The organism is Saccharopolyspora indica (genome assembly GCF_027853965.1).
GTDB classification, from domain to species: Bacteria; Actinomycetota; Actinomycetes; order Mycobacteriales; family Pseudonocardiaceae; genus Saccharopolyspora; species Saccharopolyspora indica.
In genome coordinates this window covers 570,993-595,376 of sequence record NZ_JAQGLB010000003.1, presented here as the reverse complement: position 1 = coordinate 595,376, position 24,384 = coordinate 570,993, and the positions used below count along the sequence as shown (strand labels likewise).

Here is a 24,384-nt window from a genome sequence, read left to right as displayed (position 1 = left end):
GGTGCGGAGGGCGGCGGACGGTGACGGCTTCGGCGGACACGACCACCCGGGTCCGGAACGCGGTGACCGGGGCTGGGCTCCTCGCGGGCAACGCGAACGTGATCATGCAGCTGGCCAGGCCCGGGGTGGGCTACGGCGTGGTCGAGAGCCGGGTGGAGAGCGGTCAGCTGTTCCGGCACCCGATCAAGCGGACCCGCACCACCCTGGCCTACATCGCCGTCGCCACGATGGGAACCGCGCGCGAGCGCGAGCTGTTCCGGCGCGGCGTCAACCGCGCCCACGCCCAGGTGCGCTCCACCGACTCCAGTCCGGTCGCCTACAACGCCTTCGACCCCGATCTCCAGTTGTGGGTCGCAGCGTGCTTGTTCAAGGGGTTCGAAGACCTCCACCTCCTCTTCTTCGGTGAGCCCGATGCGGAGACCGCCGAGGCGTTCTACCGCGATGCCGCGGCGCTGGGCACGACGTTGCAGGTGCCGCCCGAGGCGTGGCCGAGCGATCGGGCCGCGTTCGAGCAGTACTGGACCGAATCTCTGGGCCGGATCGCCATCGACGACGCGGTGCGGGAGTACCTCCTCGACGTGACGATGCTGACCTGGCTTCCCCGTCCGGTGTCGGTGCTGCTCGGCCGCTTCAACAGGTTCGTCACGGCCGGATTCCTGCCCGAGCCGTTCCGGGCGGAGATGCGCCTGCCCTGGACCGCCCGGGATCAGCGCCGCTTCGACCGGTTGATGGCGGTGGTCGCCGCGATCGTCCGGCACTCGCCGCCCGTGCTGCGGCAGTTCCCGTACAACCTGATCCTCTGGGATCTCCGCCGCCGGATCCGCACCGGTCGCCCGTTGGTCTGATCGGCGGTCAGGCCAGCTCGGGTGGCGACCGTACGGATGATCACCACTCGCGCGGTCGCAATCCGGGAAGCGCTGCCGCATTGGCCACTGTGGACGTTCCGTGGTGTTGCCAGTTGTTCGTGAGCTCGTCACCTGTCTGGGGGTGGACTGCGCCCATCAAACATGAAAGATTTTCTGATCAGTTCGATGATCAGGGCGGATGGGCTGGGAACCGACATGGCAGGGATCAACAGGCGTGGCTTTCTCCGGGCAGCCGGCATCACCGGAGCCGTACTCGGCAGCGGGTTGCTGAGCGCGACACCGTCGTTCGGGAGGGGCGCGAGGCCTCAGCTGGCGTACAGCGCGGGCACCACGCTGCAAGCCGTGGCGCAGCCGGAAGCCGGGGAGGGCTATCGGCGGCTCACGACAGGCCCGGGGTGGCCGCAGGTGGTCCGCACCGACCTGGTGGTGGGCAGGACGGACCGAGTCGACCGCCGGGTTCCGGTGGTCGCGTTCACCCAGTTCACCGACCTGCACGTGGTGGACGCGCAGAGCCCGGCCCGCTTCGAGTACGTCCACCCGCTGGCCGGCGGTGCGCACCGCCCGCAGGAAACGCTCACCTCGCTCGGTGCGGCTCACCTCGTGCGCCGGGTGAACTCGCTGCCCGGAGCGCCGGTGACCGGACGCCCGATCGACTTCATGATCACCACCGGGGACAGCACCGACAACCACGAACTCGCCGAGCTCGACTGGTACTTCGGCGTGCTCAACGGTGGCCGGGTCACGCCGAACACCGGTGACCGGACCGCCTACGAGGGCGTGCAGGACTCCGGCAACCCGCTGTACTGGCACCCCGACGGTGGCGTCTCGGACCGGTTCCGCGAACTCGGGTACCCGGTGCTGCCCGGGCTGCTCGGTGACGCGCTCCAGCCCTTCGACAGCCCGGGGTTGCGCATGCCCTGGTACGCGGTGTTCGGCAACCACGACAACAGCGTCGTCGGAACGGTGCCGGACGAGCTGATCCCAGGGCTGGTCGACTGGTACACCGGCTCGCACAAGATCATCGGCCGGGACGAGCGGGAGAAGCGCGAGATCGTGGCCCTCATGGAGGGCCGCAGCCAGCAGCGGACGGCCAACGTGATGGCCACCAGCACCGGGCTGATCCGCACCGTCACTCCCGACGAGCGGCGTCGGCCGTTCAACACCGAGGACTTCATCCAGGCGCACCGGGATCCGGCCAACACCGGCCCCGGCCCGGTCGGTCACGGCTTCGGCGAGGACCACGACGAGCCGTACTACACCTTCCCGATCGCACCCGGCGTGACCGGCATCAGCCTGGACAGCACCAACACCGCGGGCTTCGCCGAGGGATCGCTCGGGCTGGCCCAGTTCCGCTGGCTGGAGAAGACGCTCACCGCGGGCAGCTCGGTGTACTACGACGGACTCGGCCGCAAGCAGCAGCAGTCGGTCACCGACGAGCTGTTCATCCTGTTCAGCCACCACACCAGCGGCACGATGACCGCACTGCTGCCGGACTTCCGCCGACCCGGCGAGATCCGCAAGAACGGCGCCTCGGTGGTGCGGCTGCTCAAGCGCTTCCCGAACGTGCTGGCCTGGGTCAACGGGCACACGCACCGCAACACCATCACCCCGCACCACGCCGACGACCCGGCCTGCGGGTTCTGGGAGATCAACACCGCGTCCCACGTGGACTTCCCGCAGCTGGCCAGGATCATCGAACTGGTGGACAACGAGGACGGCACGCTGTCGCTGTTCACCACGCTCATCGAAGCCGACAGCCCCTATCAGGCCGACTACGACGACAGGTCCCCGGACGCGCTCGCCTCCCTCTACCGGGAGCTGTCCTTCAACAACCCGCACACCGACCTGGCCCAGCTCGGCGGGCTCGGCGACCGCAACACCGAGCTGCTGGTGCCCGGCCGCATGCCGACCCGGTAGCCCCGGCTCCACCGGGCGAGGTCCGGCGAAGTCACCCACCCTGGTGCTGTCGTCCTGAGCGGTGCTGGGAGGGCTGGGATGAGTGGGTTCGGACGTGTGGTGGCCGGGGTCGACGGCTCCGCCGTGGCGCTCAACGCCGCTCGCTGGGCAGCGCGCGAGGCGGTTCGGCGGAGATCCGGGTTGCGGATCGTCTACGCGGACCCCACCACCACACCCGTGCTGCCTGAGCTGCCCGGCCTGCACTGGCCGAAGGAGCACCGCGAACAGGTGCGCGATCAGGTCGCGCGCTGCCTGGACGTGGCCGCGGGTGCGGCGCGGGAGCAGGCGCCGGAGGTCGCGGTGGACACGGCGGCCTGCGCCGGCTCGCCCGTGCCGGTGCTGATCGACGAGTCCCGCACCGCCGACCTGGTCGTGGTGGGTGACCGCGGCTTCGGAGGGTTCACCGGGCTGCTCGCCGGGTCGGTCGCCGTGAAGATCGCGGCGCACGCGAAGTGCTCCGTCGCGGTCGTGCCGGACACCGGCGACCCGCTCAGCTTCCCGGTCGCCGGTCCGGTGCTCGCCGGCATCGACGATGACCTCTCCGCCGAGCCGGTGCTGGCGCAGGCCTTCGCCGCCGCGGCGGACTGGGGCGTCCCGCTGCACGTGGTGCACACCTGGGAAGTGGTCGGCCTCGACCTGAAGTGGTTGCGTTCGCGGCTGCCCAGCGATGTCGTCGGGGACACCGCGGTGCGCTTCGTCGCGGAAGTGCTCGCCGGTTGGGGCGAGCGCTACCCGGACGTCGAGGTGCTCAGGTTCGTCGGGCGCGGTACGCCGACGACCGAGCTGCTCTCGCGGGCGCGGGAGGCGCAGCTCGCGGTCGTGGGCGCACGCGGCCGGGGTGGTGTTGCGGGGGCGCACCTGGGCTCCACGAGCCACAAGCTGCTGCACCACTCGCCATGTCCGGTGCTGATCGTCCGCGTGCCCGAACCGGCTGGTCCGGCGTGAGCAGGCGATGGGGTGGATGTACATCGTCGAGACCTGATCGATCGCGTTCCACTGGTACTTCGACAACATGGTCGTGCTCCTTCTCCTCGGGGTGCGAGCTGTTCACCTCTGAACGGCGCAGCTCGCAGGCGAATCGTGCGCGAAATGAAGGAAATTGATTCGCCCGTCATGGCAATGGATTTAACGGTCCACTTTCGACCGTGAGGTGGTCGACCGTGTTCCGCTGGCGTGCCACCAGTGTTGCAGGGATCGAACGTGGATTCGAGCAAATAATGGTCGCCCGATGAGGTGATCAAGGCTGAGGTTGTTTCGCTTTTCGTTGGCCAGTAGTGGGTTTCATGTTTCTGATCGGTTCTGCCGGGAGAAATCGGTTGCGCTGAAACGCAATCGGCGATCAACTGTGGTTGCTTCCCGTTCGGCTGGGCGAGGACCGCCGGAGTCGGCGGCGCCGGATCCCGGGTGAGCGGTCGGAACCGGGCCCTTGACTGAGATCATCCGGCTTCCCATGCTCGGGAAGCCATACGTCCTTCGGTGCCCATTCGACGAGGAGTGGATATGAAGACCAAGGCTGCTCTGCTGCACGGCCCGGGCGAGAACTGGGAGGTCGATGAGATCGAGCTGGGAGACCCCGTCGCCGGTGAGGTGCAGGTGCGGCTGGCGGCATCGGGGCTGTGCCACTCCGACGAGCACCTGCGGACCGGTGCCAGTCCCGCGGCGTTCTACCCGGTCGTGGGCGGCCACGAGGGGGCGGGCGTGGTCACGAAGGTCGGGCCCGAGGTCGCCGGGCTGCAGGAGGGCGACCACGTCGTGCTGGCCTTCATCCCCGGCTGCGGCACCTGCCGCCCGTGCGCCCGCGGCATGCAGAACCTCTGCGACGCCGGTGCGGGGCTGCTGACCGGGCGGGCGATCTCCGACGGCACCTACCGGACGACCTACCGGGGCGAACCGGTCGTGTCGATGTGCCTGCTGGGCACCTTCGCGCCGCACGTGACGGTCAACCAGGCCTCGGTCATCAAGATCGAGGACGACATCCCGCTGGACAAGGCCGCGCTGCTGGGGTGCGGCGTGTCCACCGGCTGGGGATCGGCGACCGAGATCGGCGGGACGCGGGCCGGGGACACGGTGGTCGTGGTCGGCATCGGCGGGGTCGGCATCAACTCGGTGCAGGGCGCGGCAGCGGCCGGGGCGCGGTACGTGGTGGCCGTAGACCCGGTGGAGTTCAAGCGGCAGAAGGCGTTGGAACTGGGCGCGACCCACGCCTTCGCCTCGATGGAGGAGGCCGCCGGAGCGGTTTCGGAGCTGACCTGGGGGCAGAACGCGAACACGGTGATCCTGACGATCGGGGACACCACCGGCGAGCACCTGCAGCCGGCGGTGTCGATGACGGCCAAGGGCGGCCAGGTGGTGGTCACGGGCATGGGCCACCACGCGCAGCTCGACGCCAAGCTCAACCTCTTCGAGCTGACCCTGCTGCAGAAGCGGGTGCAGGGCGCGATCTTCGGCGGGGTCAGCCCGCGCACTCAGATCCCGCGACTGCTGGAGCTCTACCGGCACGGCACGCTGAAGCTGGACGAGCTGGTGACCAACACCTACCGGCTGGAGGAGATCAACACCGGGTACCAGGACCTGCTCGACGGCAAGAACTTGCGCGGAGTCGTGGTCTACGACGAAACCGACTACTGAGCCGCTGGGGCCGGGTGCCACCTCGCGGTGTCCGGCCCCGCGAACCGGTTCGGCTCAGGAGTCGGCGAAGGACAGCCCCTGCTCGGCGAGCTCCTCCCCGAGGATCCGAATCGCCTTGGGGCCCACGCCGTGGATCTTCAGCAGGTCCGCCGCGGTCACGTCCGCGAGCTGGGCGTACCGGGTGAACCCGTGGACGGCCAGCTCGCGGCGCGCGACCTTGCCGATCCGCGGGGTGAGCTCGGTCTGCGCGGCGGATTCTCCGGTGGGCATCCCAGTCTCCTGACGTCTCGTCTCCGCCGCGGCCGGCTGCTCGCGCTGGAGCGGGCCGGTGCCGGAGAATCCGGCGGCCAGCTCGCGCATCGCCGCGTCCAGCAGTTCGGTGAGTTCGGCATCGGATCGGTCCAGCCACCGCTCGTAGGCCGCGAGCGCCACGCCGAGCGTCGCGTGCGCGATGGTCTGGGGAGCGAGCGCGTCGGCGGGCTGTCCGGTTCGTTCGCCGACGAACTCGGCGATGACCTGCCGCCAGGCGTGGAAGCGCAAGGTCGAGTGGGCTTGCAGCGCGGGGACGCCGAGGATCAGCCGCATCCGCCGCCGGTGCGCCGGAACCCGCTCCGGCGGTACCCGGTTGAACTCGACCAGGCAGTGCCGGATGTTGTCCATCAGCGGAACTCCGCTGGGGGCGGCGTGCAGATCGGCGCGCAGCCGGGTCAGCTCGGCGCCGAAGTCGCCCCACGGGACGTCGTTCTTGGACGGGAAGTAGTGGAAGAACGTCCGGCGCGCGATGCCCGCGGCCCTGGCGATGTCGGCGACCGTGGTGTTCTCGAAACCCTGCTCGTCGAAGAGGTCGAAGGCCACCTGCTCCAGCTCGGCGGCGCTGGTCACCCTCCGTCGTCCACCGCTTCGCGCGGTTGCTCCAACGGTGTTGCTTCCCAAGAGGTCCTGCTCCAGGTCTTCCAAATCTGCACCGGGTGCAAATACGGTGTCGGCGGTGGATCGGTCAACGTCGACAGGAGCATCCCATGGCTGAGGAACAGGTCGAAGCGGGAACCACCGAGCCGGTCGTCGAGGAGGAGCTGCTCGTCGAGGAGGTCTCGATCGACGGGATGTGCGGGGTCTACTGATGACCACCGCGGCGGAGTTCGACACGAGCCTGGGCTACCGGTTGAATCCGCAGGTCGCGCTGCGCCCCGAGCCGTTCGGGGCGCTCGCGTACCACTTCGGCAACCGGAAGTTGTCGTTCTTGAAGGTCCCCGAGCTGGTGGAGCTGGTGCGCGGGCTGGGCGAGCACACCAGCGTCGAGGACGCGCTGCTGGCCGTGCCGCAGGAGCGCCGGCCGCAGTTCCGGCGGGCGCTGGCCTCGCTGGCCGCCTCGGACATGATCCGGCCCCGTTGACGGAGTGGAGACGACGTGACTGCGGTGGAACCGGTGCCCTCCCTGGTCGAGCAGTTCAAGGGCGGGCTGGATGCCCCGATCTGCCTGACCTGGGAGTGGACTTACGCCTGCAACCTCGCGTGCGAGCACTGCCTGTCCTCCTCGGGCAGGCGTGATCCGCGGGAGCTGAGCACCGCGGAGATGAAGGCGGTGATCGACGAGCTGCAGCGGATGCAGGTGTTCTACGTCAACGTCGGCGGTGGTGAGCCGACGGTGCGCCCGGACTTCTGGGAGCTGCTGGACTACGCCGTCGAGCACCAGGTGGGGGTGAAGTTCTCCACCAACGGCCTGCGGATCGACCGCGCGCGGGCCGAGCAGCTCGCGGCCACCGACTACGTGGACGTGCAGATCTCGCTGGACGGTGCCACGAGGGAGGTCAACGACGCGGTCCGCGGGCCGGGATCGTTCGACATGGCGATGCGGGCGTTGCGGAACCTCTCGGACGCCGGTATGCGGGACTTCAAGATCTCGGTCGTGATGACCAGGCAGAACGTCGCGCAGCTGGACGACTTCCTGGCCATCGCCGATGAGTTCGGCGCGCAGTTGCGGATCACGCGGTTGCGGCCGTCGGGGCGCGGCGCGGACGTGTGGGACGAGCTGCACCCGACCGATGCCCAGCAGCACGAGATCTACGCCTGGCTGGTCGAGCACGGCGATCGCGTGCTCACCGGCGATTCGTTCTTCCACCTCAACGCGCTGGGCTCCACTCCGCTGCCGGGGTTGAACCTGTGCGGCGCGGGCCGGGTGGTGTGCTTGATCGACCCGGTGGGCGACGTCTACGCCTGCCCGTTCGCGATCCACGACGTGTTCAAGGCCGGCAACGTCCGCGACGCGGGTGGGTTCGCGCGGGTGTGGCGGGAGTCGGAGCTGTTCACCGAACTGCGCCGGCCGCAGTCGGGTGGCGCGTGCCGGTCCTGCTCGGCGTTCGACGCCTGCCAGGGCGGTTGCATGGCGGCGAAGTTCTTCACCGGCCTCCCGCTCGACGGTCCCGACCCGGAATGCGTCAAGGGCCACGGTGAAACGGCGTTGTCCGTTGTGGACAGGGGCGGTCTGCCGAAGCCGTCGCAGGACCACTCCCGGTCCTCGCGGCGCAAGGTGAGCTTGGGGTTGCCGCCGGTTCCGGCCAAGCCTTGCGATTCCAGTCCGCTGGCGGCCGGTGCATGAGCCTCGCGGAAGGCGTGCGGCTCGGTTCTGCCGAAGCACCGTCGCGGGTGCTGTTCGGGCCGCACGAGACGAACCTGGGTCGGGGGCGGGTCATCTCGGACCGCCACGTCGCCTACTACCGGGCGCGGGCGGCCGGCGGCGCCGGTGTGATCGTCACCGAGACGGCCAGCGTCCACGCCTCGGACTGGCCCTACGAGCGTGCGCCGCTGGCCGCTGAGTGCGCCCCGGGGTGGGCGGCGGTCGCCGAGGCGTGCCGACCGCACGGTGCGATCGTTCTCGCCGGTCTCGGGCACGCTGGCTCTCAGGGGTCCTCGGCCTTCTCCCAGCAGGCGTTGTGGGCGCCGTCGCGGGTGCCGGACGTGGTCAGCCGTGAGCTGCCGATGGAGGTCGGGCAGGATCAGATCGACGCGCTGGTGGCCGGGTTCGCCGCTGCGGCGAGTTCGGCCGTGCGCGCCGGATTGCACGGGGTGGAGCTGGAGGCCGGGCAGTTCTCCCTGCTGCGGCAGTTCCTCTCCGGGCTCACCAACCAGCGCTCCGACGCCTACGGCGAGGACCGGGGGCGGTTGTTGCGCGAGGTGCTCGTCGCGGTCCGGGAAGCGGCCGGGGGAGCTGTCGTGGGCCTGCGGCTGTCCTGCGACGAGCTCGCTCCGTGGGCGGGCATCACCCCGGAGCAGGCCACCGGGATCGCACGGGCGGTCGCCGACCGGATCGACTACCTGGTGGTGGTGCGCGGTTCGGCGATGGCGACCTCGGCGACCCGCCCGGACCTGCACACCGAACCGGGCTTCAACATCGACCTCTGCCGCCAGATCCGCGAAGCGGTTCGCACCGGGGAACATCCGCCCCAGGTCGTCCTGCAGGGCAGCGTCGTGGACCCGGGTCAGGCGCAGTGGGTTTTGGACGACGGCATCGCGGACCTGGTCGAGATGACGCGGGCGCAGATCGCCGAGCCGCAGCTGGTCGAGCTGGTGCGCTCTGGTCGTCCTGAGCAGGTCAGGCCTTGCGTGCTGTGCAACCAGAAGTGCCGGGTGCGGGACAACCGCAACCCGATCGTCTCGTGCATCGGCGAGCCCTTCAGCGGGCACGAGGGAACCGAGGAGGCCGGTGCTCCTGCGCCATCGCGCGACGTGCTCGTCGTCGGGGGCGGCCCGGCCGGGATGGAAGCAGCGCGCGTACTGGCGCTGAACGGGCATTCGGTGGAGATCGTCGAGCGAGGCGACGAGCTGGGCGGGTCGTTGCTGCTCGCCGCGAAAGTCGGTGGTCGTGCGCGACTGCAGCGGCTCGCGGACTGGCTCGAGGCGGAGGTGCGCCGACTCGGCGTGCGCGTCACTCTCGGCGCCGAAGCGGACCTGACCAGCCGGGATGTGGTGATCGCGACCGGCTCGGTGCCGGGGCTGCGCGCCTACGAGGACTTCGGCGGCACGATCGTCGACGTCACCGAAGTGCTGGCGCACGATCGGCTGCCGGACGGGCCTGTCGTGGTGTTCGACCCGATCGGCGATGCGGTGGGCGTCGGTGTCGCCGAGCTGCTCGCCGAGCGGGGGAGGGAAACCGCCATCGTCACCCAGGACCAGGTCGTCGGCACGCAGCTCGCCCTGACCGGGGACCTCGCCGACGCCAACGGCCGCCTGCAGCGCGCCGGTGTGCGCCTGGAGAAGCGCTCGCTGCTGCGCGAGGTCCACCCCGGCCACGTGGTGCTCGAGGACGTTTTCACCGCACAGCGTCGCGACGCGCCTTGCGCGGTGGTCGTCCACTGCGGACACCGCCTGCCGAACCCGGAACCGGCCGGAGCGCTGCGCGCCGGGGACTGCGTGGCACCCCGCACGATTCACGAAGCGATCCTCGAAGGCCGTCGCGCCGCGCACCGGATCACCGCGCTGGAGGGCGCGAGATGAGCGAACACCGCTACCTGTTCTCACCGCTGCGGATCGGGCCGGTGACCGTCCGGAACCGGATCGTGTTCTCCGCGCACCTGACGAACTACGCCCAGGACGGAGTGCCGACCGACCAGCACGCCGCCTACTACGCGGCCCGCGCCGCTGGTGGCGCCGGGCTGATCATCACCGAGGAGCACTCCACCCACCCGACCGACTGGCCCTACGAGAAGCTGATCCACGGCTTCCGGCCCGAGGTGGTGCCCGGGTACCGGCGGATCACCGAGGCCGTCCACGCCCACGACATCCCGATCCTCGCGCAGCTCAACCACAACGGCGGGCAGGCGTCCTCGATGTACTCGAGGCTGCCGGTGTGGGCGCCGTCGGCGGTGCCCGACCCGATGTTCCGCGAGGTGCCCAAGGCGGTCGACGTGCACGAGATCGCCGAGGTCGTGGCCGGTTACGGCATCGTGGCCGGGCATTGCGCGGAAGGCGGCTTCGACGGTGTCGAGCTGCAGTGCTCGCACTCCTCGATCGTGCGCGGATTCCTGTCCCCGGCGACGAACGTGCGTACCGACGCCTACGGCGGTCCGCTGGCCAACCGGGCCCGCATCCTGCTGGAGATCATCGACGTCGTCCGGGAGGCGATCGGCCCGGACCGGGCGCTGGGCGTCCGGCTGTGCGGCGACGAGCTGATCGAGGGCGGCACCACCATCGACGAGGCCGTCGAGGTCGCGCGGATGGTCGAGGCCACCGGGAAGGTCGACTACATCAACACCTCGATCGGCGTGGCCACCTCCACGCTCTACATGATCGAGGCGTCCATGACGATCCCGCCCGGGTACGCGCTGTTCATCTCCAACGCGATCCGCCGCGCGGTGGACCTGCCGGTGGTCGGCGTCGGCCGGATCAAGGATCCGCTGCAGGCCGAGCGCGCGCTGGAGGAGGGGCACTGCGACCTGGTCGGCGTGGTGCGCGGGCAGATCGCGGACCCGGACTTCGCGGGAAAGGCCCGTTCGGGGCACCGCAGCGACATCCGGACCTGCCTTTCCTGCAACCAGGAGTGCGTCGGGCGGATGGGCCTGAACCGCTGGCTGGGCTGCATCGAGAACCCTCGCGCGGGGCGCGAGTCCACGCCGCTGCCGATGCCGCTCCTGCGCAAGCGGGTGCTCGTGGTCGGTGGCGGTCCGGCTGGTCTGCAAGCAGCGGCGACCGCCGCCGAGCGCGGCCACCACGTGACCCTGTTCGAGCGGGAACCGTCCACCGGCGGTCAGGTCGCGGTCGCGGCCACCGTGCCCAGCAGGGCCGAGTTCCTCGACGTGGTGCGCAACCTCCGGGCCGAGTGCGAGCGCTTCGGCGTGGACATCAAGACCAACGCGGCGGCCACCGCCGAGATGCTGCGCTGCGAGCAACCCGACGTGGTGGTGCTGGCCACCGGTGCTCGTCCGCAGCCCGTCCACTGGGCCGGCGGGGCGGAACGAGTCGTGGACGTCCGCGATGTGCTGGAAGGCCGCGCGGTGCCCGAGGGCGATGTGCTCGTGGTCGACGAACTCGGCTTCCACCAGGCCGCTTCGGTCGCTGAACTGCTGGCCGACCGAGGCTGCCGGGTGCAGATCACCACGCCGGGCATGGTGGTCTGCCAGGACCTGGGCGTGACCCTGGACATGGAGACCTTCAACATCCGGGCGCACGCGAAGGACATCGGGCAGCGCACCGACGAGGTCGTGATGTCCGCGACCGCCGAAGCCGGCGGGGTCGGCCTGCAGATCCTCAAGCACACCACCGGGAACATGACCGAGGAACGCTTCGACTGGGTCGTCTGCGCAGTTCATCAGGCACCTGAGGACGAGCTGTGGCACGAGCTGAAGGACGCGTCGTTCGCGGTTCACCGGATCGGTGACTGCGTCGCCCCGCGCCGCGCGCACGCCGCAGTCGTCGAAGGACATCGTTTGGCGGTGGGCTTGTGACCGGGCTTCCCGATGTGCTGGCCGTCGTGGTCGTGCGCGACGCGGTGCTGCCCAGCGGCGCCGACGAAGCGGTCGCCGAATCCGGGGGAGCGGTCCTGCTGGTCGGGACGGGCACCCGGGCGGCTGCCCTCGGACTGACCGCTGCGCGGAGGGTCTGGACGAGCGAGGTCCCGCGAGTCGCGTTCGGCGCGTTGGCCGCAGCACTCGCACCGGTGCTGCGCAGTGTCCCGGTGGTGCTGCTTCCAGCATCGCCCGACGGTCGCGATCTCGCCGCGAGACTGGCTTTTCGCGCGGACAGGCAGCTGTTCGCCGGTGCTGCCCGGTGCACCGCCACGCACGTCGAGCTGTCCCGGGCGGATGACCGGCTGGCCGTGGAGGTCGAGCTCAACGGCCCGGTCGTGGTGACGCTCCAACCGAACGCACGCGGCGTGCCCGAGCCGGTGCCGATCCCCGAACCGGTGGAGCTGCCGGTGGCGCTGCCCGAGGACGTCCGGGACGCCGAGACCGTGCAGGTCCTCGACCCGGACCCGGAAACCGTCGAACTCACCGAAGCCGAGCGGATCCTCGGCGCTGGCGCCGGCCTGGTCCGGGCAGGCGAGGACGGCGCCGCGGTGATGCGCACGCTCACCGGAGTCGCCGCCGCGCTCGGCGCGTCGGCCGGTGCGACCAGGGTCGTCACCGATGCCGGGTGGGCAGGACACGACCGCCAGATCGGCACCACCGGAGTGGTCGTCGACCCGGCCCTGTACATCGCGCTCGGCATCTCGGGCGCGGCACAGCACGTCGGCGGGCTCGGCAGGCCTGAGCACGTGATCAGCGTGAACACCGATCCTTCCTGCCCGATGACGGCGATGGCCGACCTCGGCATCGTCGCCGACGCGCCCGAGGTCCTGCGCGAACTCGCCCGCCGACTGAACGGAGCAGCCGATGAGTGAGCGGGTGGACGCGGTGGTGGTCGGCGCGGGCCCCGCCGGCTCGGCGGCCGCGCTGGAGCTGGCCCGCGCCGGTCGCAGCGTCGTCCTGCTGGAACGCGGCCCGTTCCCCGGCGCCAAGAACGTCTACGGCGGAGTCGTCTACGGGCGGGTCCTCGACGAGGTCCTGCCGAACTGGTGGGAAGAGGTGCCGGTGCAGCGCTGGGTCACCCGCCGCAGCACGATGGTCCTGACCGGCACCCAGGCGCTGACCATCGACTTCCGCACCCAGGACTGGGCGAGCGCTCCCCACAACGGCATGACCACCCACCGCGCCGACTTCGACTCCTGGCTCGCGGGCAAGGCGGTGGAGGCCGGAGCGCAGTTGGTGACCTCGACCGTGGCCACCGAGCTGCTGCGCGACGGCGGGCGCGTGGTCGGTGTGCGCACCGACCGCCCGGACGGCGACCTCCGCGCCGAGGTGGTCATCGCCTGCGACGGCGTCAACTCGTTCCTCGCCAAGCAAGCCGGGCTGCTGCCCACGACCGACGCCGCGCACCACACCCTCGGTGTCAAGGAGACCCTCGCGCTGCCGCGGAAGAGCATCGAGGAGCGGTTCGGCCTGCGCGGCGACGAAGGCGCGGACCTCGAAGTCCTCGGCTGCACCGGGGACATCCCAGGTGGCGGGTTCGTCTACACCAACAAGGAGACGATCAGCATCGGCGTCGTGCTGTCGCTGACCGGGCTGGCCGAATCGGGCCGCCGCCCCGAAGACGTGCTCGCCGACTTCAAAGCCCACCCCGGGATCGCCCCTTACCTGCGCGGCGCCGAGCTCAAGGAGTACTCGGCGCACCTGATCCCCGAAGGCGGCTACCGCAGCATGCCGCCGCTGAGCACCGATGGCATGCTCGTGGCGGGCGACGCAGCGGCGATGTGCCTGGCTGCCGGAATCTGGTTGGAGGGCGTCAACTTCGCCATCGGTTCCGGGCTGGCGGCGGGTCGCGCGGCAGCTGAAGCGATCGCTGCCGGGAGCCGGGACCTGACCGGCTACCGCAAGCGGCTGCAGGACGGCTTCGTGCTCACCGACCACAAGAACCTGCAGCGCGCACCGGGCCTCGTGCTCTCCGAGCGGGTTCAGCGCCAGTACCCGAAGCTGCTCTGCGACCTGGCCCAGGAGGTCTTCACCGTCCGCAACCCGGAGCCGAAACCGGGTCTGCGCAAGCTGTTCCGCCGCACGGCCGCCCGGCACGGCATTCGCCTGCGCGAACTCGCCGCGGACGCTTGGGCGGGATTCCGGACCTTCGGGTGAGGAGCGAACATGCACCACGAGATGTCCTTCGCGGACCGGATGTCCACGGTCGAGTTCGACGTAGGCGACCGCCCGCACATCACGGTCGACACCGAGATCTGCCGCTCCTGCACCACCAGGGCGTGCGTGCCGGCGTGCCCGGCGAAGCTGTTCGTGCCCACCGACGACGGCGGAATCCTGTTCAACTACGAGCAGTGCTTCGAGTGCGGCACCTGCTACCAGCTCTGCAACTCGGCGGGCGCCATCACCTGGACCTACCCCGACGGCGGGCACGGCGTCGTGTTCCGGAAGGGCTGACATGCAGATCGTCGCAGCGCTGAGCTGGTCGTGGCAGCGGATCGAGGTCGACCCGCTGACCGGAGCCCTCGCCACCGATCACCGAGGTGCAAACGCCGCCGAGCTCGCTGCGCTGGAGCACGCGCTCAGGCTCGCTGACGAACTGGACGCGCGCGTGGTGGCAGTGACGGTTGGGCCGCCGGAGGCGGACGAGGTGCTGCGAACGGCGTTGGCGGCTGGAGCGCACGAGGCGATCCGAGTGGAGCGCGACACCGCACCCGACGCCCACTGGCTGGCCTCCAACGGCGCTGAAACCGCTCGGGCGATCACCACCGCGCTGAGCACAACCCCCGATCTGGTGCTGTGCGGCGACAGATCGTCAGACGGCGCAACCGGCACGACTCCGGCGTTCATCGCCGCACGCCTAGGCGCCGCGCAGGCGCTCGGCGTCGTCAAGCTCGAGACCGAGGGCCGCACGATCCTCGCCCACCGGCGCTTGGACGGCGGCCGCCGCGAGGTTCTACGCCTGCCGACCCCCGCAGTCGTCTCCGTGGAAGGCGGCACCCGCCTGCGGCGGGCGAGCTTGCCCGCCGTGCTGGCCGCTCAACGCGCTCCGATCCACTCGGTGCCGTTCGAAACGCGTCCGGGACCGAGGGCTTCCGCCCGCCCGCGCCGCCCACGCCCGCGAGAACTCCCGCCGCCGACCGCATCGACCGCGCACCGCCGAATCCTGGAGCTGACCGGCGCGCTCGTCGAGCGCACCCCGCCGACGATCATCGGCCCGCTTTCAGCACCGGAGGCTGTCGACGCCCTCCTGGAGTACCTGCACCGCCACGGCTACCTCGAAGCGGAGCAGTCATGAGCAGCAACGCGACCGCCGGTGTGCGTCGCGGAGAGGCGGGTAGGTCATGAACCGGGTCGCGATCGTCACCGGTGCGGCGCGCGGGATCGGAGCCGCTGTGGTCCGGCAGCTGGCCACCGAGGGCTGGCGCGTGGTCGCCGTCGACATCTGCGCCGAGCTCCCCGGCGCCTCGTATCCGCTCGGTACCCGCGCACAGCTGCGAGAACTGGCCGAGCGGTGGCCGGATTCGGTCCGCGACGTGGTCGCCGACGTCCGGGACGACGCGGCCGTCCGGCGCGCCGTCGAAGTGGCCGAGACCGAGTTCGGCGGAGTCGACGCGGCAGTCGCAGCGGCCGCGGTCATGGCAGGTGGCGAACCGCTCTGGGAGACCACCGACGACCAGTGGAACGCGTTGTTCGACGTCGGTGTCCGCGGCGTGGCGAACCTGGCCCGCGCCGCCGTGCCGAAGATGCTGCAACAACCCGAACCTCGCTCCGGACGCTTCGTCGCGCTGGCCTCGTCGGCCGCGCACCGCGGGCTGTACCACCTCGCCGGGTACAACGCCGCCAAGCACGCCGTGGTCGGCCTGATCAGAGGCCTGGCCACCGACCTGCGCGGCACCGGGATCGCCGCCACCGCGGTCTCGCCCGGCTCGACCCGCACCGACATGCTCACCGCCACCGCGGCCTACTACGACCTGCCCGACGTCGAGGAGTTCAGCCGGCACCAGCTCGTCGAGCGGATCCTGGAACCCGAGGAGGTCGCAGCGGCGGTGTGCTGGCTGTGCGGTGAGCAGTCCTCGGCGATCACCGGAACCGTGGTGCACGCCGACGGAGGTTTCACCGCATGACCCTCCGGCTGGTGCCCGATCCCGGTCTCCGCCGCTTCGCCGGCGGCCGAACCCTGGCGGGCGGCTCACCGTTCCGCGTGCTGCGGCTGAGCGCGGCGGGAGCGCGCCTGGTCGGCCAGTGGTTCGCGGGCGAACCGGTGACCACGGGCGCAGCGCTCGCGAAACGCCTGGTCGGCGCAGGCATGGCGCACCCCGGCTACAAGCGGTCCCGGTTCCGGTCCGAAGACGTGACCGTGGTTCTTCCAGTGCGCGACGACCACCACCGAGCACCGGACTCGTCGATCGTCGTGGACGACGGATCGAGGCACCCGATACCGGGCGCATCGGTCCGGCACGAGGTGCCGCGCGGTCCGGCGGCGGCCCGGAACTCGGGCCTGCGGCTGGTCACCACACCGCTGGTGGCCTTCCTGGACGCCGACGTCGAGGCAGAACCCGGCTGGCTCGAACCGCTGCTCCGCCACTTCGAGGACCCCGACGTGGCGGCGGTGGCGCCCCGCGTCCGCAGCATCCCCGGCAGCAGTGCGCTCGACCGCTACGAGACCGCGAGATCTCCGCTGGACCTCGGTGACCAGCCAGGCCTGGTGCAACCGGGAAGCCGGATCAGCTACGTGCCCACGGCGGCCCTGGTGGTCCGCGCTGAGGTGCTCCGCGAAGCGGGCGGATTCGACGAGGAGCTGCGCTTCGGCGAAGACGTCGACCTGATCTGGCGCCTGGCCCAGCACCACCAGGTCCGCTACGAACCGGCATCCACCGTGCACCACCGACCGCGCCGAACCTGGACAGCCCTGCTCCGCCAGCGCTTCAGCTACGGAACATCGGCTGGCCCGCTCGCCACCCGCCACGGCACTGCGGTCGCCCCGGTCCGGACGTCGCTGTGGAGTGCCGCCGCCTGGGCTTTGCTCAGCACCCGCCGAATCGGCCCGGCACTGGCCGTCACCGCCGGCGCCGCGGCTCTCCTGGCCCGCAAGCTGGGCAAGACCGGAGTGCCGGTGGAGGAATCGCTGCGCCTGACGGCTCTCGGGACGCTCGGCGCGGGCCGCTACCTGGCCGACGCCATCGGCAGGCCCTGGGCACCGCTCGCGATCCCCCTGCTCGGGTCGAGCCGCAGCGGCCGCCGCATCCTGACGGCGGTGGCACTGCGACACCTGCTGGACTGGACCCGCGAGCGCCCACCGCTGGACCCGGCCCGCTGGACTCTGGCCCGCCTCGCCGACGACACGGCCTACGGCTGCGGAGTGCTCTGCGGCGCGCTCCGAACCCGCACCGCAACACCGCTGCTGCCGGTCCTGTCCGACGTCGGCGGCCGCAGCAGCGTCCCGACGGAGCGGTCATGACGGACCTGGCGGATCTGACCTGGCCCGACCTCACCGAACCGGCCCTGCTGGCGGTGCCGCTGGGAGCGACCGAGCAGCACGGCCCCCACCTGCCCTTCACCGTCGACACCGAGATCGCGGTGGCGCTGTGCGAACGCCTGGCCGAGCAGCGCCCGGTCCTGGTAGGCCCACCGGTGGCCTACGGCTCCAGCGGCGAGCACGCGGACTTCCCGGGAACCCTGTCGATCGGCCAGCGAGCGGTGGAACTGCTCGTCCTCGAACTGGTCCGCTCAGCCGACGCGTACGCCGGAGTGCTCCTGGTCTCGGCCCACGGAGGCAACGCCGAACCACTCGGTCGAGCACTGCGAACCCTGCGCGCGGAAGGCCGTCGAGTCCGCGCCTGGTCACCACCGGGCAGACCCGACGACACCCACGCGGGCCGCACCGAAACATCGGTGATGCTGGCCCTGCGCCCGGCGGCGGTCCGCCTCGACCGCGCGGAACGGGGTACGACGACCCCGCTCCCGGACATCCTCCCCACCCTCCGGGAGAAGGGCCTGGCGGCGGTGACGCCCAGCGGAGTCCTCGGCGACCCGCGCGGAGCGACCGCGGCGGAAGGGGAGCGGCTGCTGACGGCCTGGACCCGTGCCCTGACCGCGACCGTCGACGCTTGGACCTGCGAAAACACCGAACGAGGGGGGTAGATGATCGCCCGTTCGGAGGTGCGGTAAGCTATCTGCACACCCCAAGAGGTGAGTCGGGATGTAGCGCAGCTTGGTAGCGCACTTGACTGGGGGTCAAGGGGTCGCAGGTTCAAATCCTGTCATCCCGACGGTGTAGAGGGTCTTCGCAGGTCAAAGCCTGCGGAGACCCTCTCTTTTTGATCAAGACTCGTTCTTCGGAGTCAAGCACGCCGCTTGTCGACACCTTGACTTCGGAGATTCGAAATGCCCCTGATGGATCTTGAAAGACTCACCGACGGCCTCTCGGTGACCTGGGCAGGCTACCTGCGGGACTGGGACCGCAGCCTGCGGTCCGCCAACCGTCCGGAGACCACTCGCTACAACTATCTCCTCGCCGCCGCGCAGCTGGCCCGCTACCTCGCGGAGCACTCACCTGATCCTGACGCCGCAGAGGCCTCTGAAGACCCTGCCGAAGTCACGAAGGCTCATGTCGAAGCGTTCCAGGCCTGGATGATCGAGACTCGCTCGGCAGCTACTGCGGTGAACAAGCACAAGGCCCTGCAGCAGTTCTTCAAGTGGCTGATGTTCGATGAGGAGGAGATCGATCGTTCGCCGATGGAGCGTGTCCGGTTGCCCAAGGCGCCGACCAAGCTCGTCCCGGTGATCGAATCCGAGGCGACTACGCGACTGCTGGAGGCCTGCAAGGGCAAGGACTTTCTCAGTCTGCGCGACGAGGCGATCATCCGCCTGTTCTGCAACACCGGCGCGAGGCTCTCGGAGGTCGCCAACCTGAAGGTGGACGATGTCGATCTGAAGACTGAGTCGGTGACGTTCGACGGCAAGGGTGCCAAGATGCGCCGCGTGCGCATCGGCGCCCGGACCGCTAGAGCGCTGAGCCGCTACCTGCGAGCACGGGCGAAGCGCAAAGCAGCTGGCCTGCCCGAGCTGTGGCTGTCGGATCGGGGAGCAGAGCCTCTTCGCGGGAACGGAATCAAGATTCGCCTCAAGCGGCTCGGCAACCGAGCGGGGCTAACCGGGTTGCATGCGCACCAGTGGCGCCACACCTTCGCCCATGAATGGAAGCTCGCGGGTGGCGACACCGGCGACCTGATGTTGCTGCTCGGATGGGCCTCCGACGCGATGCCGCGGCATTACGGTGCCAGCGCAGCAGCTGAGCGCGCGCAGGAGACTCAGGCGCGCATGGGGATCGGTGACAACGTCTGAGCTAGGCAGGTATAGGACGGGGCTGGCGTGCCTTTAGCTTCGCCAGCCCCGCCACCTAAACAGAAGAGTCTTCTCTCTGCTCAAACCCGGCCTTCCTGCGTGCCCAGCTTCCTTCGTCGTACTGTTGCTGAACGCTCAGCGAGCGAGAGCATGTATGCCATACGTGCGTGGAAGGCCCGACGCGCTCGTTCGTTAGGATCGAGCTTTCCATCCGGATCGACCTGATTCTCGAAACGTGCAAGAAAAGCCCGGGTTCCTGGTTGCGTCCGAGCTGTTCGATCAGTTGTCCTGGCCCAGGACGCGTGTGCAGCAACCCGGGCTCGACGGCTGCGTTGTGACGGGGTCATCCCCTGCTGGCTAGACATCTTCTCCGATTCCCATCCGTAGTTGGGTCTCCTGGGCGCGCTCCGCTGCTGCGCTGGCGCCGTAGTGCCGGGCCATCGCATCGGAGCTCCATCCGAGTAGCAGCATCAGGTCACCGGTGTCGCCACCGGCGCGCTTCCATTCGTGGGCGTAGTTGTGCCGCCATCGGTGGGCGTGGACGCCGGCGATCCCGGCCCGTTTGCCTCGCCTTCGGAGCATGATCTTGATTCCGTTGGCAAGGAGAGGCGCACCGCCACGTTCCGCCAACCAGAGGTTCGGCAAGTCTGCTCCTCGATGTTTGCTTCTGAACCGCAGGTAGCGGCTCACCGCGCGCGCAGTCTTCGGGCCGAATCGAACGCGTCGAATCTTGCCTCCCTTCCCGTGTAGTACGACTGAGTCTGTCGTCATATCGATGTCATCGGTGGCCAGGTTGGCGACCTCCGCAAGCCGTGCTCCCGTGCCGCAATATATTCGAATGATCGCCTCGTCGCGTACGCCGGAGAACGTCTTTCGATTGCAGGTTTCGAGCACCATCTTAGTTTCCTGGCTATCGATCAGGGGGATCAGTTTCGTGGGTTTGGTTGGCTGCCTGATGTGCTGCATCGGCGAAGAGTCGAGTTCCTCTTCATCTTCGGAGAGCCACTTGAAGAACTGCTGCAGGGCCTTGTGCTTGTTCAGTGCGGTCGATGCTGACCGGGTCTCGATCATCCATGCCTGGAACTCCTCTATGTGCGCTCGTCTCGTCTCAACCGGGTCCTGGCTGGCCGCAGCGAATCCGTAGTCGGAACCTCGATCATCTAGGAATTTCGCGAGCTGGACTGCGGCGAGAAGGTAGTTGTAGCGCGTTGTTTCAGGTCGCCCTGAGGATCGCAAGCTTCGATCCCAGTCGATGATGAGGTGGTGCCAGGCGAGTGGAAGTCCTGATGTCAAACGGTCTAGATCCATCGGTTCACCGCCTACCATGCAACCCGGCGGACGTATGAGCCGTGATCGCCCTAGCATCCCCTTTTGGGCGACGCAAAGTAGTTTCGTGATCTACGCGGCGTTTGCGGTTCGCTGGTTTGATCTTCATGGTAGGCATCCCCCGAAAGTCCACCCACATAGGACGTTGAAGATCCTAAATGGACATTCGCTGCCAACTTGGAGTCATGATCCGCTTCGCGCGTGAGGTGCGGGCGCACTTGTCTCTCGTTGGCGGCTGGATCTAGTTCCGAGCCTGTGCCTAATCGGGCCTGCTCAGTGGAAGGTTTGGGAAGTCAACCCTGTTGCACCAGCGTAGAGAGGCGGGAGGTCGTCGTCAAGCAAAGCTGACCCGTATGAGTGATTGTCGCCTATACTTGACGATCGATTGAGGCGGTGACCTGCGTGATTCCCGGGGAGTGCAGATCGGCATCGTCTGCTCCAGAGCTGATGTGGAGTTCGCGCTAGTCCGCGGAGCTGGCGAGGTCGGCGGGAGCAGGAGGTGCATCCGTGCTGGCGGTTCTACTGAAGGCGCGGGAGAGTGCGAGGAGCTGTTGGGAGTCGGCTTCCATGCCTGCGGCGCCCGGTGCGGCGATGACGGAGGTAACGGAAACCTGGTTTCCCTCGGCGCTCCGGGCCAGGCCGGCGCGGATCAGCTCTGCTTGTTGATCTATGGACTTGGTGGAGTCGACTGGTTCGGCGATGTAGGGGCTCAGGCAGACGAGCCCATCCCGAATCTCGATGACACGACGGTAGTAGCGCAGCCGCACGTTGCGCACCAGGAACGCCTCCCGCCGCGATCTGGTCGGAGGGAACAGCGCGATGCTGGGGAACTGGCTGTACAGCGCTTCCCAGAGCGGGCGCAGTTGACGGTAGTGGCGGCGCATCTCAAACCACAGGCGAGCTTTTACTATCCCGGTGCGTGCACCGGGATAGCCGATTCCGAGGAAGAACGCGACGATACCGATCGTCAAGATCGGTGTTGTCCAGGTGGCGGTGCCGGGGATCGGGTCCTTCTCGAAGACGAGGCGCCCGGACGTCGACAGAACTCGTGGAAGATGCGTGCCGAGGCAGTTCACGGCCAGCCCGGCCGCGGCGACGCGCAGGCCGAGGCGAGCCCGTGATCGAGTGTGGTTGGAACAAGTCCATGCGAGGTAGGCCCCGCGAGCGGTCGCGTAGCTCATGTAGGCGTTGCCAATGAGGTAGAACGCCAGCACTTCTGGGTTTTCACCGGCCTGTTCGTAGGCGGCGCCACGATCTCCGGGGGTGCTCACGGCGAAAGTGACCACCAGGGCGCCACCGGTCAGCACGGCGATCACGATCTCGAACCAGCCGCGCGTTCCCACGGTTGTGGGGGTGGCGCTGGATTGCAGAAGCACGATCAGCAGTGCGAAGAAGAAGGTGAGGATGACGTTCTGGATGAGCTTCGGTGACTGGGCGGGTGCTTCGTCGGCTACGCCTGGGATGGTGACGGCAAGCTGGGCTGAGAGCGCGACGAACACGAGGAACGTGCAGATCGTGACAACCCGGAGACCTCGGTCGTGTGGTGCGCGTGCGAGTTGCGAGAGCTTCCATGCTGCCGCGATCGTGGCCGCGGACCACATAAGGATGTTGGGAATCAGCATCACAGCCACCCCTGATGGTCGTCGAACGCGCCTCGCACCCGACGGGCGGCATCGGTCTTGCGATCTGGGGAGATCTTCAAGCGGTCCAGCAGGGTCGCCCACTCCTTGATGACCGTGGCCACCATCTCGGCTTCGCGTTCGAAGGCGGGCTCGTAGCCGTCCCGTCGAAGCGCTCGACGCACCATCTCCGGCGGGATGTCGGGAAAGAGCTGTGTCCAGATGTCATCGTCGTTCTCGTCGCTGCTGTGGCCGCTGATGATGTGGCCGATTTCGTGCAGGATGATGTGTTCCTGGTGCGCGACCGTAGTGTCACGCTGGTACAGGATGTAGTCGGCGTCTTCGGTGCCGATCCATAGCCCGAAAATCCCGGGGGCGGGCAGTGGGTAGGGGTGGAGTTTGATCGGTCGCCCCCGGTGCTCAGCCAGGCGCCTGCACAGCAGGCGAACATCGAGTGGTGCGTCGAGTTCGAGTTCGCGCAGCAGCTGCCGTACTCCGCGGCGCAGCTGCTCGTCATTGCGCCAAGCTCTGGTCTCGCGCTTCATGGGGCAAGCTCGGTCAGAAGACGGTCAAGCAGGGCTGCTGCAGCACGGGGATGGCTGACAAAGCCGTTGTGGCCGCCAGGCATCTCAACGAGCGCGCTGCCCAATTCACGTGCCAGTTGTTCGGCACAGCGGTACTCCCAGTGTCCACGCGATTCTTCGCCGCCGGTAGGAATGATCTGCGGGGGCTGGGGCAACGCCAGCAAGCGGTCGACATCGAAGGTGGCGGCTCGCACAGCGCTGAAGTCGTGGTCGAAGAACCACTGCAGGTTCGCCCGGATGTCGCCGACAGGTGGCGCCGGGCTTGCTTCAGGCTCTTGGGATTCGGATCGATGACCGCCCAGTGCCGCGAAGCGCCGGATCGCGGCGCCGACGTCGTCGTAGGCGAGTGCGGCGACCTCGTCGAGGCCTGCCTCCTGATCGGGATCTTGGACCAGCGATGGCATCGGCGGCTCATGGGCGATCAGCCGCGCTACACGTCCGGGATACCGGACAGCGAGGTCCAGGCCGATCACGGCGCCGATGCTGGGGCCCACCACGAAGGCGGGTTGGGAAGTTACCGCGCCCAGTATGGCGGCCGCGTCGTCGGCGTGGGTGGCGATCGTGACCGGTGCCGAGTTGTCGACGGCTGTGCTGCGGGACAGTCCGCGTCGGTCGTAGCTGATGACTTGGTATCGGTCGGAGAGCTTGTCGGCTAGCTGCTGGGTGGCGCCGGCTTCGCTGAGCCCGCCCTGGATGATCAGCATCGGCGGGCCGTCTCCATGCACTTCGTAGTACAGCTGGGCCCCGTCGGTTGCGATCGTTCCGTGCGTCGCCACGTGCAGCTCCTCCACTCAAGTGGTGTTCATCCACATTGACTGTTCAGCGTTCGATTCTGCATCCCGAATCGCCGAGCGAGGAGACTTCCTGTGGAGCCGAGTCCACGCGGCTCACTCGGACGAGGGATCGTCCTTGCTGGCCTGGAAGTCGATGAACTCCAGCACCGTGCGCAGCTTTTCCGGAGAGAGCTGGCTGGCGCGGGCTGCCAGCTTCCGCACGTTCTGCTCTCCGAGCTGCGCCAGCAGCTCGTACTGGCGGTTGAGCTCACGGCCCTTGTCGGTATCTGAGAAGTACTCGATCTCGACCCTGAAGAAGTCGGCGAGGGCAACGGCCAGCTCGTGGCTGGGCTTGTTCTTGCCGTTGAGCAGATCGTAGAGGTAGCCGCGCGAAACGCCGACTGCCTGGGCGACCTCCGGCTTGCTGAACTCGCCGCCGTCCTCGCGTTTAACACTGGCAAACAGTCGCCGAAGCTTGGCGGCGAAGTCCTCGCCCCGTGCTTCCTCGGTCACTGTCCCCACCTTCTCACTCGACGGTGTGTCGTTTATGCCCAACAGGCTGCCCTAGCAGTCCGGAAAAGTTGACACTTGTCCTGAAGTGTCTTACGTTCGTGAGTGCCTTGTCAAGAATACCGGACAGGGAGCGATGAGGCATCGGTCGCTCGGGGGAGTTGACCTGCCTTGCGCAAGCGGACGGCGTCGGGAATCCCCGTCGCGACCGGATCCCCAGCTTGTTGATGCTGGCTTTCCGATCACCTCGAGTCGGTGATGCCGACTCCCCGTTACCT

23 protein-coding genes and 1 tRNA gene are annotated in these 24,384 nt (G+C 68.8%); 18 read left to right on the top strand and 6 right to left on the bottom strand.

Annotated features, from left to right (window positions below):
• Positions 1 to 20 precede the first annotated feature (20 nt).
• The 4 genes from OU416_RS10180 to OU416_RS10165 all read left to right on the top strand — a co-directional run bounded on the left by OU416_RS10180 (position 21) and on the right by OU416_RS10165 (position 5,450).
• A complete protein-coding gene (locus OU416_RS10180; RefSeq protein WP_270926627.1) occupies positions 21 to 845 on the top strand; it encodes an oxygenase MpaB family protein in 825 nt (274 codons plus the stop codon).
• A 216-nt stretch (positions 846 to 1,061) separates the two neighbouring features.
• The gene (locus OU416_RS10175; RefSeq protein WP_270926715.1) at positions 1,062 to 2,783 is read left to right on the top strand and encodes a TIGR03767 family metallophosphoesterase; all 1,722 of its coding nucleotides are present in this window, start codon (positions 1,062 to 1,064) and stop codon (positions 2,781 to 2,783) included.
• A 78-nt stretch (positions 2,784 to 2,861) separates the two neighbouring features.
• Positions 2,862 to 3,767: a universal stress protein gene (locus OU416_RS10170; protein WP_270926626.1), complete on the top strand. Its 906-nt coding sequence runs from the start codon at positions 2,862 to 2,864 to the stop codon at positions 3,765 to 3,767.
• A 555-nt stretch (positions 3,768 to 4,322) separates the two neighbouring features.
• Positions 4,323 to 5,450 carry an NDMA-dependent alcohol dehydrogenase gene (locus OU416_RS10165; RefSeq protein WP_270926625.1) on the top strand — a complete coding sequence of 376 codons (1,128 nt, stop codon included), beginning with the start codon at positions 4,323 to 4,325 and terminating at the stop codon, positions 5,448 to 5,450.
• Between the two features lie 54 nt (positions 5,451 to 5,504).
• On the opposite strand, the gene mftR is transcribed toward OU416_RS10165, so the two are convergent.
• Positions 5,505 to 6,383: a mycofactocin system transcriptional regulator gene (mftR, locus tag OU416_RS10160; RefSeq protein WP_333779630.1), complete on the bottom strand. Its 879-nt coding sequence runs from the start codon at positions 6,381 to 6,383 to the stop codon at positions 5,505 to 5,507.
• Between the two features lie 86 nt (positions 6,384 to 6,469).
• Between mftR and mftA the strand changes: the two genes are divergently transcribed.
• From mftA to OU416_RS10090, 14 genes are all read left to right on the top strand, one after another.
• Positions 6,470 to 6,571, top strand: coding sequence for a mycofactocin precursor MftA (gene mftA, locus OU416_RS10155; protein WP_093149417.1), 102 nt, complete (start codon positions 6,470 to 6,472; stop codon positions 6,569 to 6,571).
• Entirely contained in the window at positions 6,571 to 6,843 is a 273-nt protein-coding gene (mftB, locus tag OU416_RS10150; RefSeq protein WP_270926624.1) for a mycofactocin biosynthesis chaperone MftB, read from the top strand. The genes mftA and mftB overlap by 1 nt, the downstream gene beginning before the upstream one ends.
• A 15-nt stretch (positions 6,844 to 6,858) precedes the next feature.
• Complete coding sequence (mftC, locus tag OU416_RS10145; protein ID WP_270926623.1) at positions 6,859 to 8,046, top strand: mycofactocin radical SAM maturase; 1,188 nt, start codon at positions 6,859 to 6,861, stop codon at positions 8,044 to 8,046.
• Entirely contained in the window at positions 8,043 to 9,941 is a 1,899-nt protein-coding gene (locus OU416_RS10140; protein ID WP_270926622.1) for a mycofactocin system FadH/OYE family oxidoreductase 1, read from the top strand. Before mftC ends, OU416_RS10140 begins: the two co-directional genes overlap by 4 nt.
• Positions 9,938 to 11,887: a mycofactocin system FadH/OYE family oxidoreductase 2 gene (locus tag OU416_RS10135; protein WP_270926621.1), complete on the top strand. Its 1,950-nt coding sequence runs from the start codon at positions 9,938 to 9,940 to the stop codon at positions 11,885 to 11,887. Before OU416_RS10140 ends, OU416_RS10135 begins: the two co-directional genes overlap by 4 nt.
• Entirely contained in the window at positions 11,884 to 12,822 is a 939-nt protein-coding gene (locus OU416_RS10130; RefSeq protein WP_270926620.1) for a mycofactocin-associated electron transfer flavoprotein alpha subunit, read from the top strand. Before OU416_RS10135 ends, OU416_RS10130 begins: the two co-directional genes overlap by 4 nt.
• Complete coding sequence (locus OU416_RS10125; RefSeq protein WP_270926619.1) at positions 12,815 to 14,107, top strand: FAD-dependent oxidoreductase; 1,293 nt, start codon at positions 12,815 to 12,817, stop codon at positions 14,105 to 14,107. The genes OU416_RS10130 and OU416_RS10125 overlap by 8 nt, the downstream gene beginning before the upstream one ends.
• 9 nt (positions 14,108 to 14,116) lie before the next feature.
• Positions 14,117 to 14,404 (top strand): ferredoxin family protein, encoded by a 288-nt coding sequence (locus tag OU416_RS10120; protein WP_270926618.1) that lies wholly within the window; start codon positions 14,117 to 14,119, stop codon positions 14,402 to 14,404.
• A gap of 1 nt (position 14,405) precedes the next feature.
• On the top strand, positions 14,406 to 15,245 hold the full coding sequence (locus tag OU416_RS10115) for a mycofactocin-associated electron transfer flavoprotein beta subunit (protein WP_270926617.1): 840 nt from the start codon (positions 14,406 to 14,408) through the stop codon (positions 15,243 to 15,245).
• Between the two features lie 46 nt (positions 15,246 to 15,291).
• Positions 15,292 to 16,074 carry a mycofactocin-coupled SDR family oxidoreductase gene (locus OU416_RS10110; protein WP_270926616.1) on the top strand — a complete coding sequence of 261 codons (783 nt, stop codon included), beginning with the start codon at positions 15,292 to 15,294 and terminating at the stop codon, positions 16,072 to 16,074.
• Positions 16,071 to 17,408 (top strand): mycofactocin biosynthesis glycosyltransferase MftF, encoded by a 1,338-nt coding sequence (gene mftF / locus OU416_RS10105; RefSeq protein ID WP_270926615.1) that lies wholly within the window; start codon positions 16,071 to 16,073, stop codon positions 17,406 to 17,408. Before OU416_RS10110 ends, mftF begins: the two co-directional genes overlap by 4 nt.
• On the top strand, positions 17,405 to 18,091 hold the full coding sequence (gene mftE, locus OU416_RS10100; RefSeq protein WP_270926614.1) for a mycofactocin biosynthesis peptidyl-dipeptidase MftE: 687 nt from the start codon (positions 17,405 to 17,407) through the stop codon (positions 18,089 to 18,091). The genes mftF and mftE overlap by 4 nt, the downstream gene beginning before the upstream one ends.
• Positions 18,092 to 18,145: 54 nt before the next feature.
• Positions 18,146 to 18,219 (top strand) — tRNA-Pro (locus OU416_RS10095).
• A gap of 115 nt (positions 18,220 to 18,334) precedes the next feature.
• Positions 18,335 to 19,294, top strand: coding sequence for a tyrosine-type recombinase/integrase (locus tag OU416_RS10090; RefSeq protein ID WP_270926613.1), 960 nt, complete (start codon positions 18,335 to 18,337; stop codon positions 19,292 to 19,294).
• Between the two features lie 357 nt (positions 19,295 to 19,651).
• Here OU416_RS10090 and OU416_RS10085 read toward each other — a convergent pair whose 3' ends face one another.
• The 5 genes from OU416_RS10085 to OU416_RS10065 form a co-directional block, all read right to left on the bottom strand.
• A complete protein-coding gene (locus tag OU416_RS10085) occupies positions 19,652 to 20,602 on the bottom strand; it encodes a tyrosine-type recombinase/integrase (protein ID WP_270926612.1) in 951 nt (316 codons plus the stop codon).
• 479 nt (positions 20,603 to 21,081) lie between these two features.
• Entirely contained in the window at positions 21,082 to 22,242 is a 1,161-nt protein-coding gene (locus OU416_RS10080; protein ID WP_270926611.1) for an MAB_1171c family putative transporter, read from the bottom strand.
• Positions 22,242 to 22,784, bottom strand: coding sequence for a hypothetical protein (locus OU416_RS10075; protein WP_270926610.1), 543 nt, complete (start codon positions 22,782 to 22,784; stop codon positions 22,242 to 22,244). The genes OU416_RS10080 and OU416_RS10075 overlap by 1 nt, the downstream gene beginning before the upstream one ends.
• Positions 22,781 to 23,599, bottom strand: coding sequence for an alpha/beta fold hydrolase (locus tag OU416_RS10070; RefSeq protein WP_270926609.1), 819 nt, complete (start codon positions 23,597 to 23,599; stop codon positions 22,781 to 22,783). Before OU416_RS10070 ends, OU416_RS10075 begins: the two co-directional genes overlap by 4 nt.
• 111 nt (positions 23,600 to 23,710) lie before the next feature.
• The gene (locus OU416_RS10065; protein WP_270926608.1) at positions 23,711 to 24,109 is read right to left on the bottom strand and encodes a helix-turn-helix transcriptional regulator; all 399 of its coding nucleotides are present in this window, start codon (positions 24,107 to 24,109) and stop codon (positions 23,711 to 23,713) included.
• Between the last annotated feature and the right edge of the window lie 275 nt (positions 24,110 to 24,384).

What these genes read in the sequence shown, in the direction of transcription:
- OU416_RS10175 (WP_270926715.1), top strand. Translation starts at nt 1,062, where the DNA reads ATGGCAGGGATCAACAGGCGTGGCTTTCTCCGGGCAGCCGGCATCACC.
- OU416_RS10170 (WP_270926626.1), top strand. Translation starts at nt 2,862, where the DNA reads ATGAGTGGGTTCGGACGTGTGGTGGCCGGGGTCGACGGCTCCGCCGTG.
- OU416_RS10165 (WP_270926625.1), top strand. Translation starts at nt 4,323, where the DNA reads ATGAAGACCAAGGCTGCTCTGCTGCACGGCCCGGGCGAGAACTGGGAG.
- mftA (WP_093149417.1), top strand. Translation starts at nt 6,470, where the DNA reads ATGGCTGAGGAACAGGTCGAAGCGGGAACCACCGAGCCGGTCGTCGAG.
- mftB (WP_270926624.1), top strand. Translation starts at nt 6,571, where the DNA reads ATGACCACCGCGGCGGAGTTCGACACGAGCCTGGGCTACCGGTTGAAT.
- OU416_RS10140 (WP_270926622.1), top strand. Translation starts at nt 8,043, where the DNA reads ATGAGCCTCGCGGAAGGCGTGCGGCTCGGTTCTGCCGAAGCACCGTCG.
- OU416_RS10135 (WP_270926621.1), top strand. Translation starts at nt 9,938, where the DNA reads ATGAGCGAACACCGCTACCTGTTCTCACCGCTGCGGATCGGGCCGGTG.
- OU416_RS10125 (WP_270926619.1), top strand. Translation starts at nt 12,815, where the DNA reads ATGAGTGAGCGGGTGGACGCGGTGGTGGTCGGCGCGGGCCCCGCCGGC.
- OU416_RS10120 (WP_270926618.1), top strand. Translation starts at nt 14,117, where the DNA reads ATGCACCACGAGATGTCCTTCGCGGACCGGATGTCCACGGTCGAGTTC.
- OU416_RS10115 (WP_270926617.1), top strand. Translation starts at nt 14,406, where the DNA reads ATGCAGATCGTCGCAGCGCTGAGCTGGTCGTGGCAGCGGATCGAGGTC.
- OU416_RS10110 (WP_270926616.1), top strand. Translation starts at nt 15,292, where the DNA reads ATGAACCGGGTCGCGATCGTCACCGGTGCGGCGCGCGGGATCGGAGCC.
- mftF (WP_270926615.1), top strand. Translation starts at nt 16,071, where the DNA reads ATGACCCTCCGGCTGGTGCCCGATCCCGGTCTCCGCCGCTTCGCCGGC.
- mftE (WP_270926614.1), top strand. Translation starts at nt 17,405, where the DNA reads ATGACGGACCTGGCGGATCTGACCTGGCCCGACCTCACCGAACCGGCC.
- OU416_RS10090 (WP_270926613.1), top strand. Translation starts at nt 18,335, where the DNA reads ATGCCCCTGATGGATCTTGAAAGACTCACCGACGGCCTCTCGGTGACC.
- OU416_RS10085 (WP_270926612.1), bottom strand. Translation starts at nt 20,602, where the DNA reads ATGGATCTAGACCGTTTGACATCAGGACTTCCACTCGCCTGGCACCAC.
- OU416_RS10080 (WP_270926611.1), bottom strand. Translation starts at nt 22,242, where the DNA reads ATGCTGATTCCCAACATCCTTATGTGGTCCGCGGCCACGATCGCGGCA.
- OU416_RS10075 (WP_270926610.1), bottom strand. Translation starts at nt 22,784, where the DNA reads ATGAAGCGCGAGACCAGAGCTTGGCGCAATGACGAGCAGCTGCGCCGC.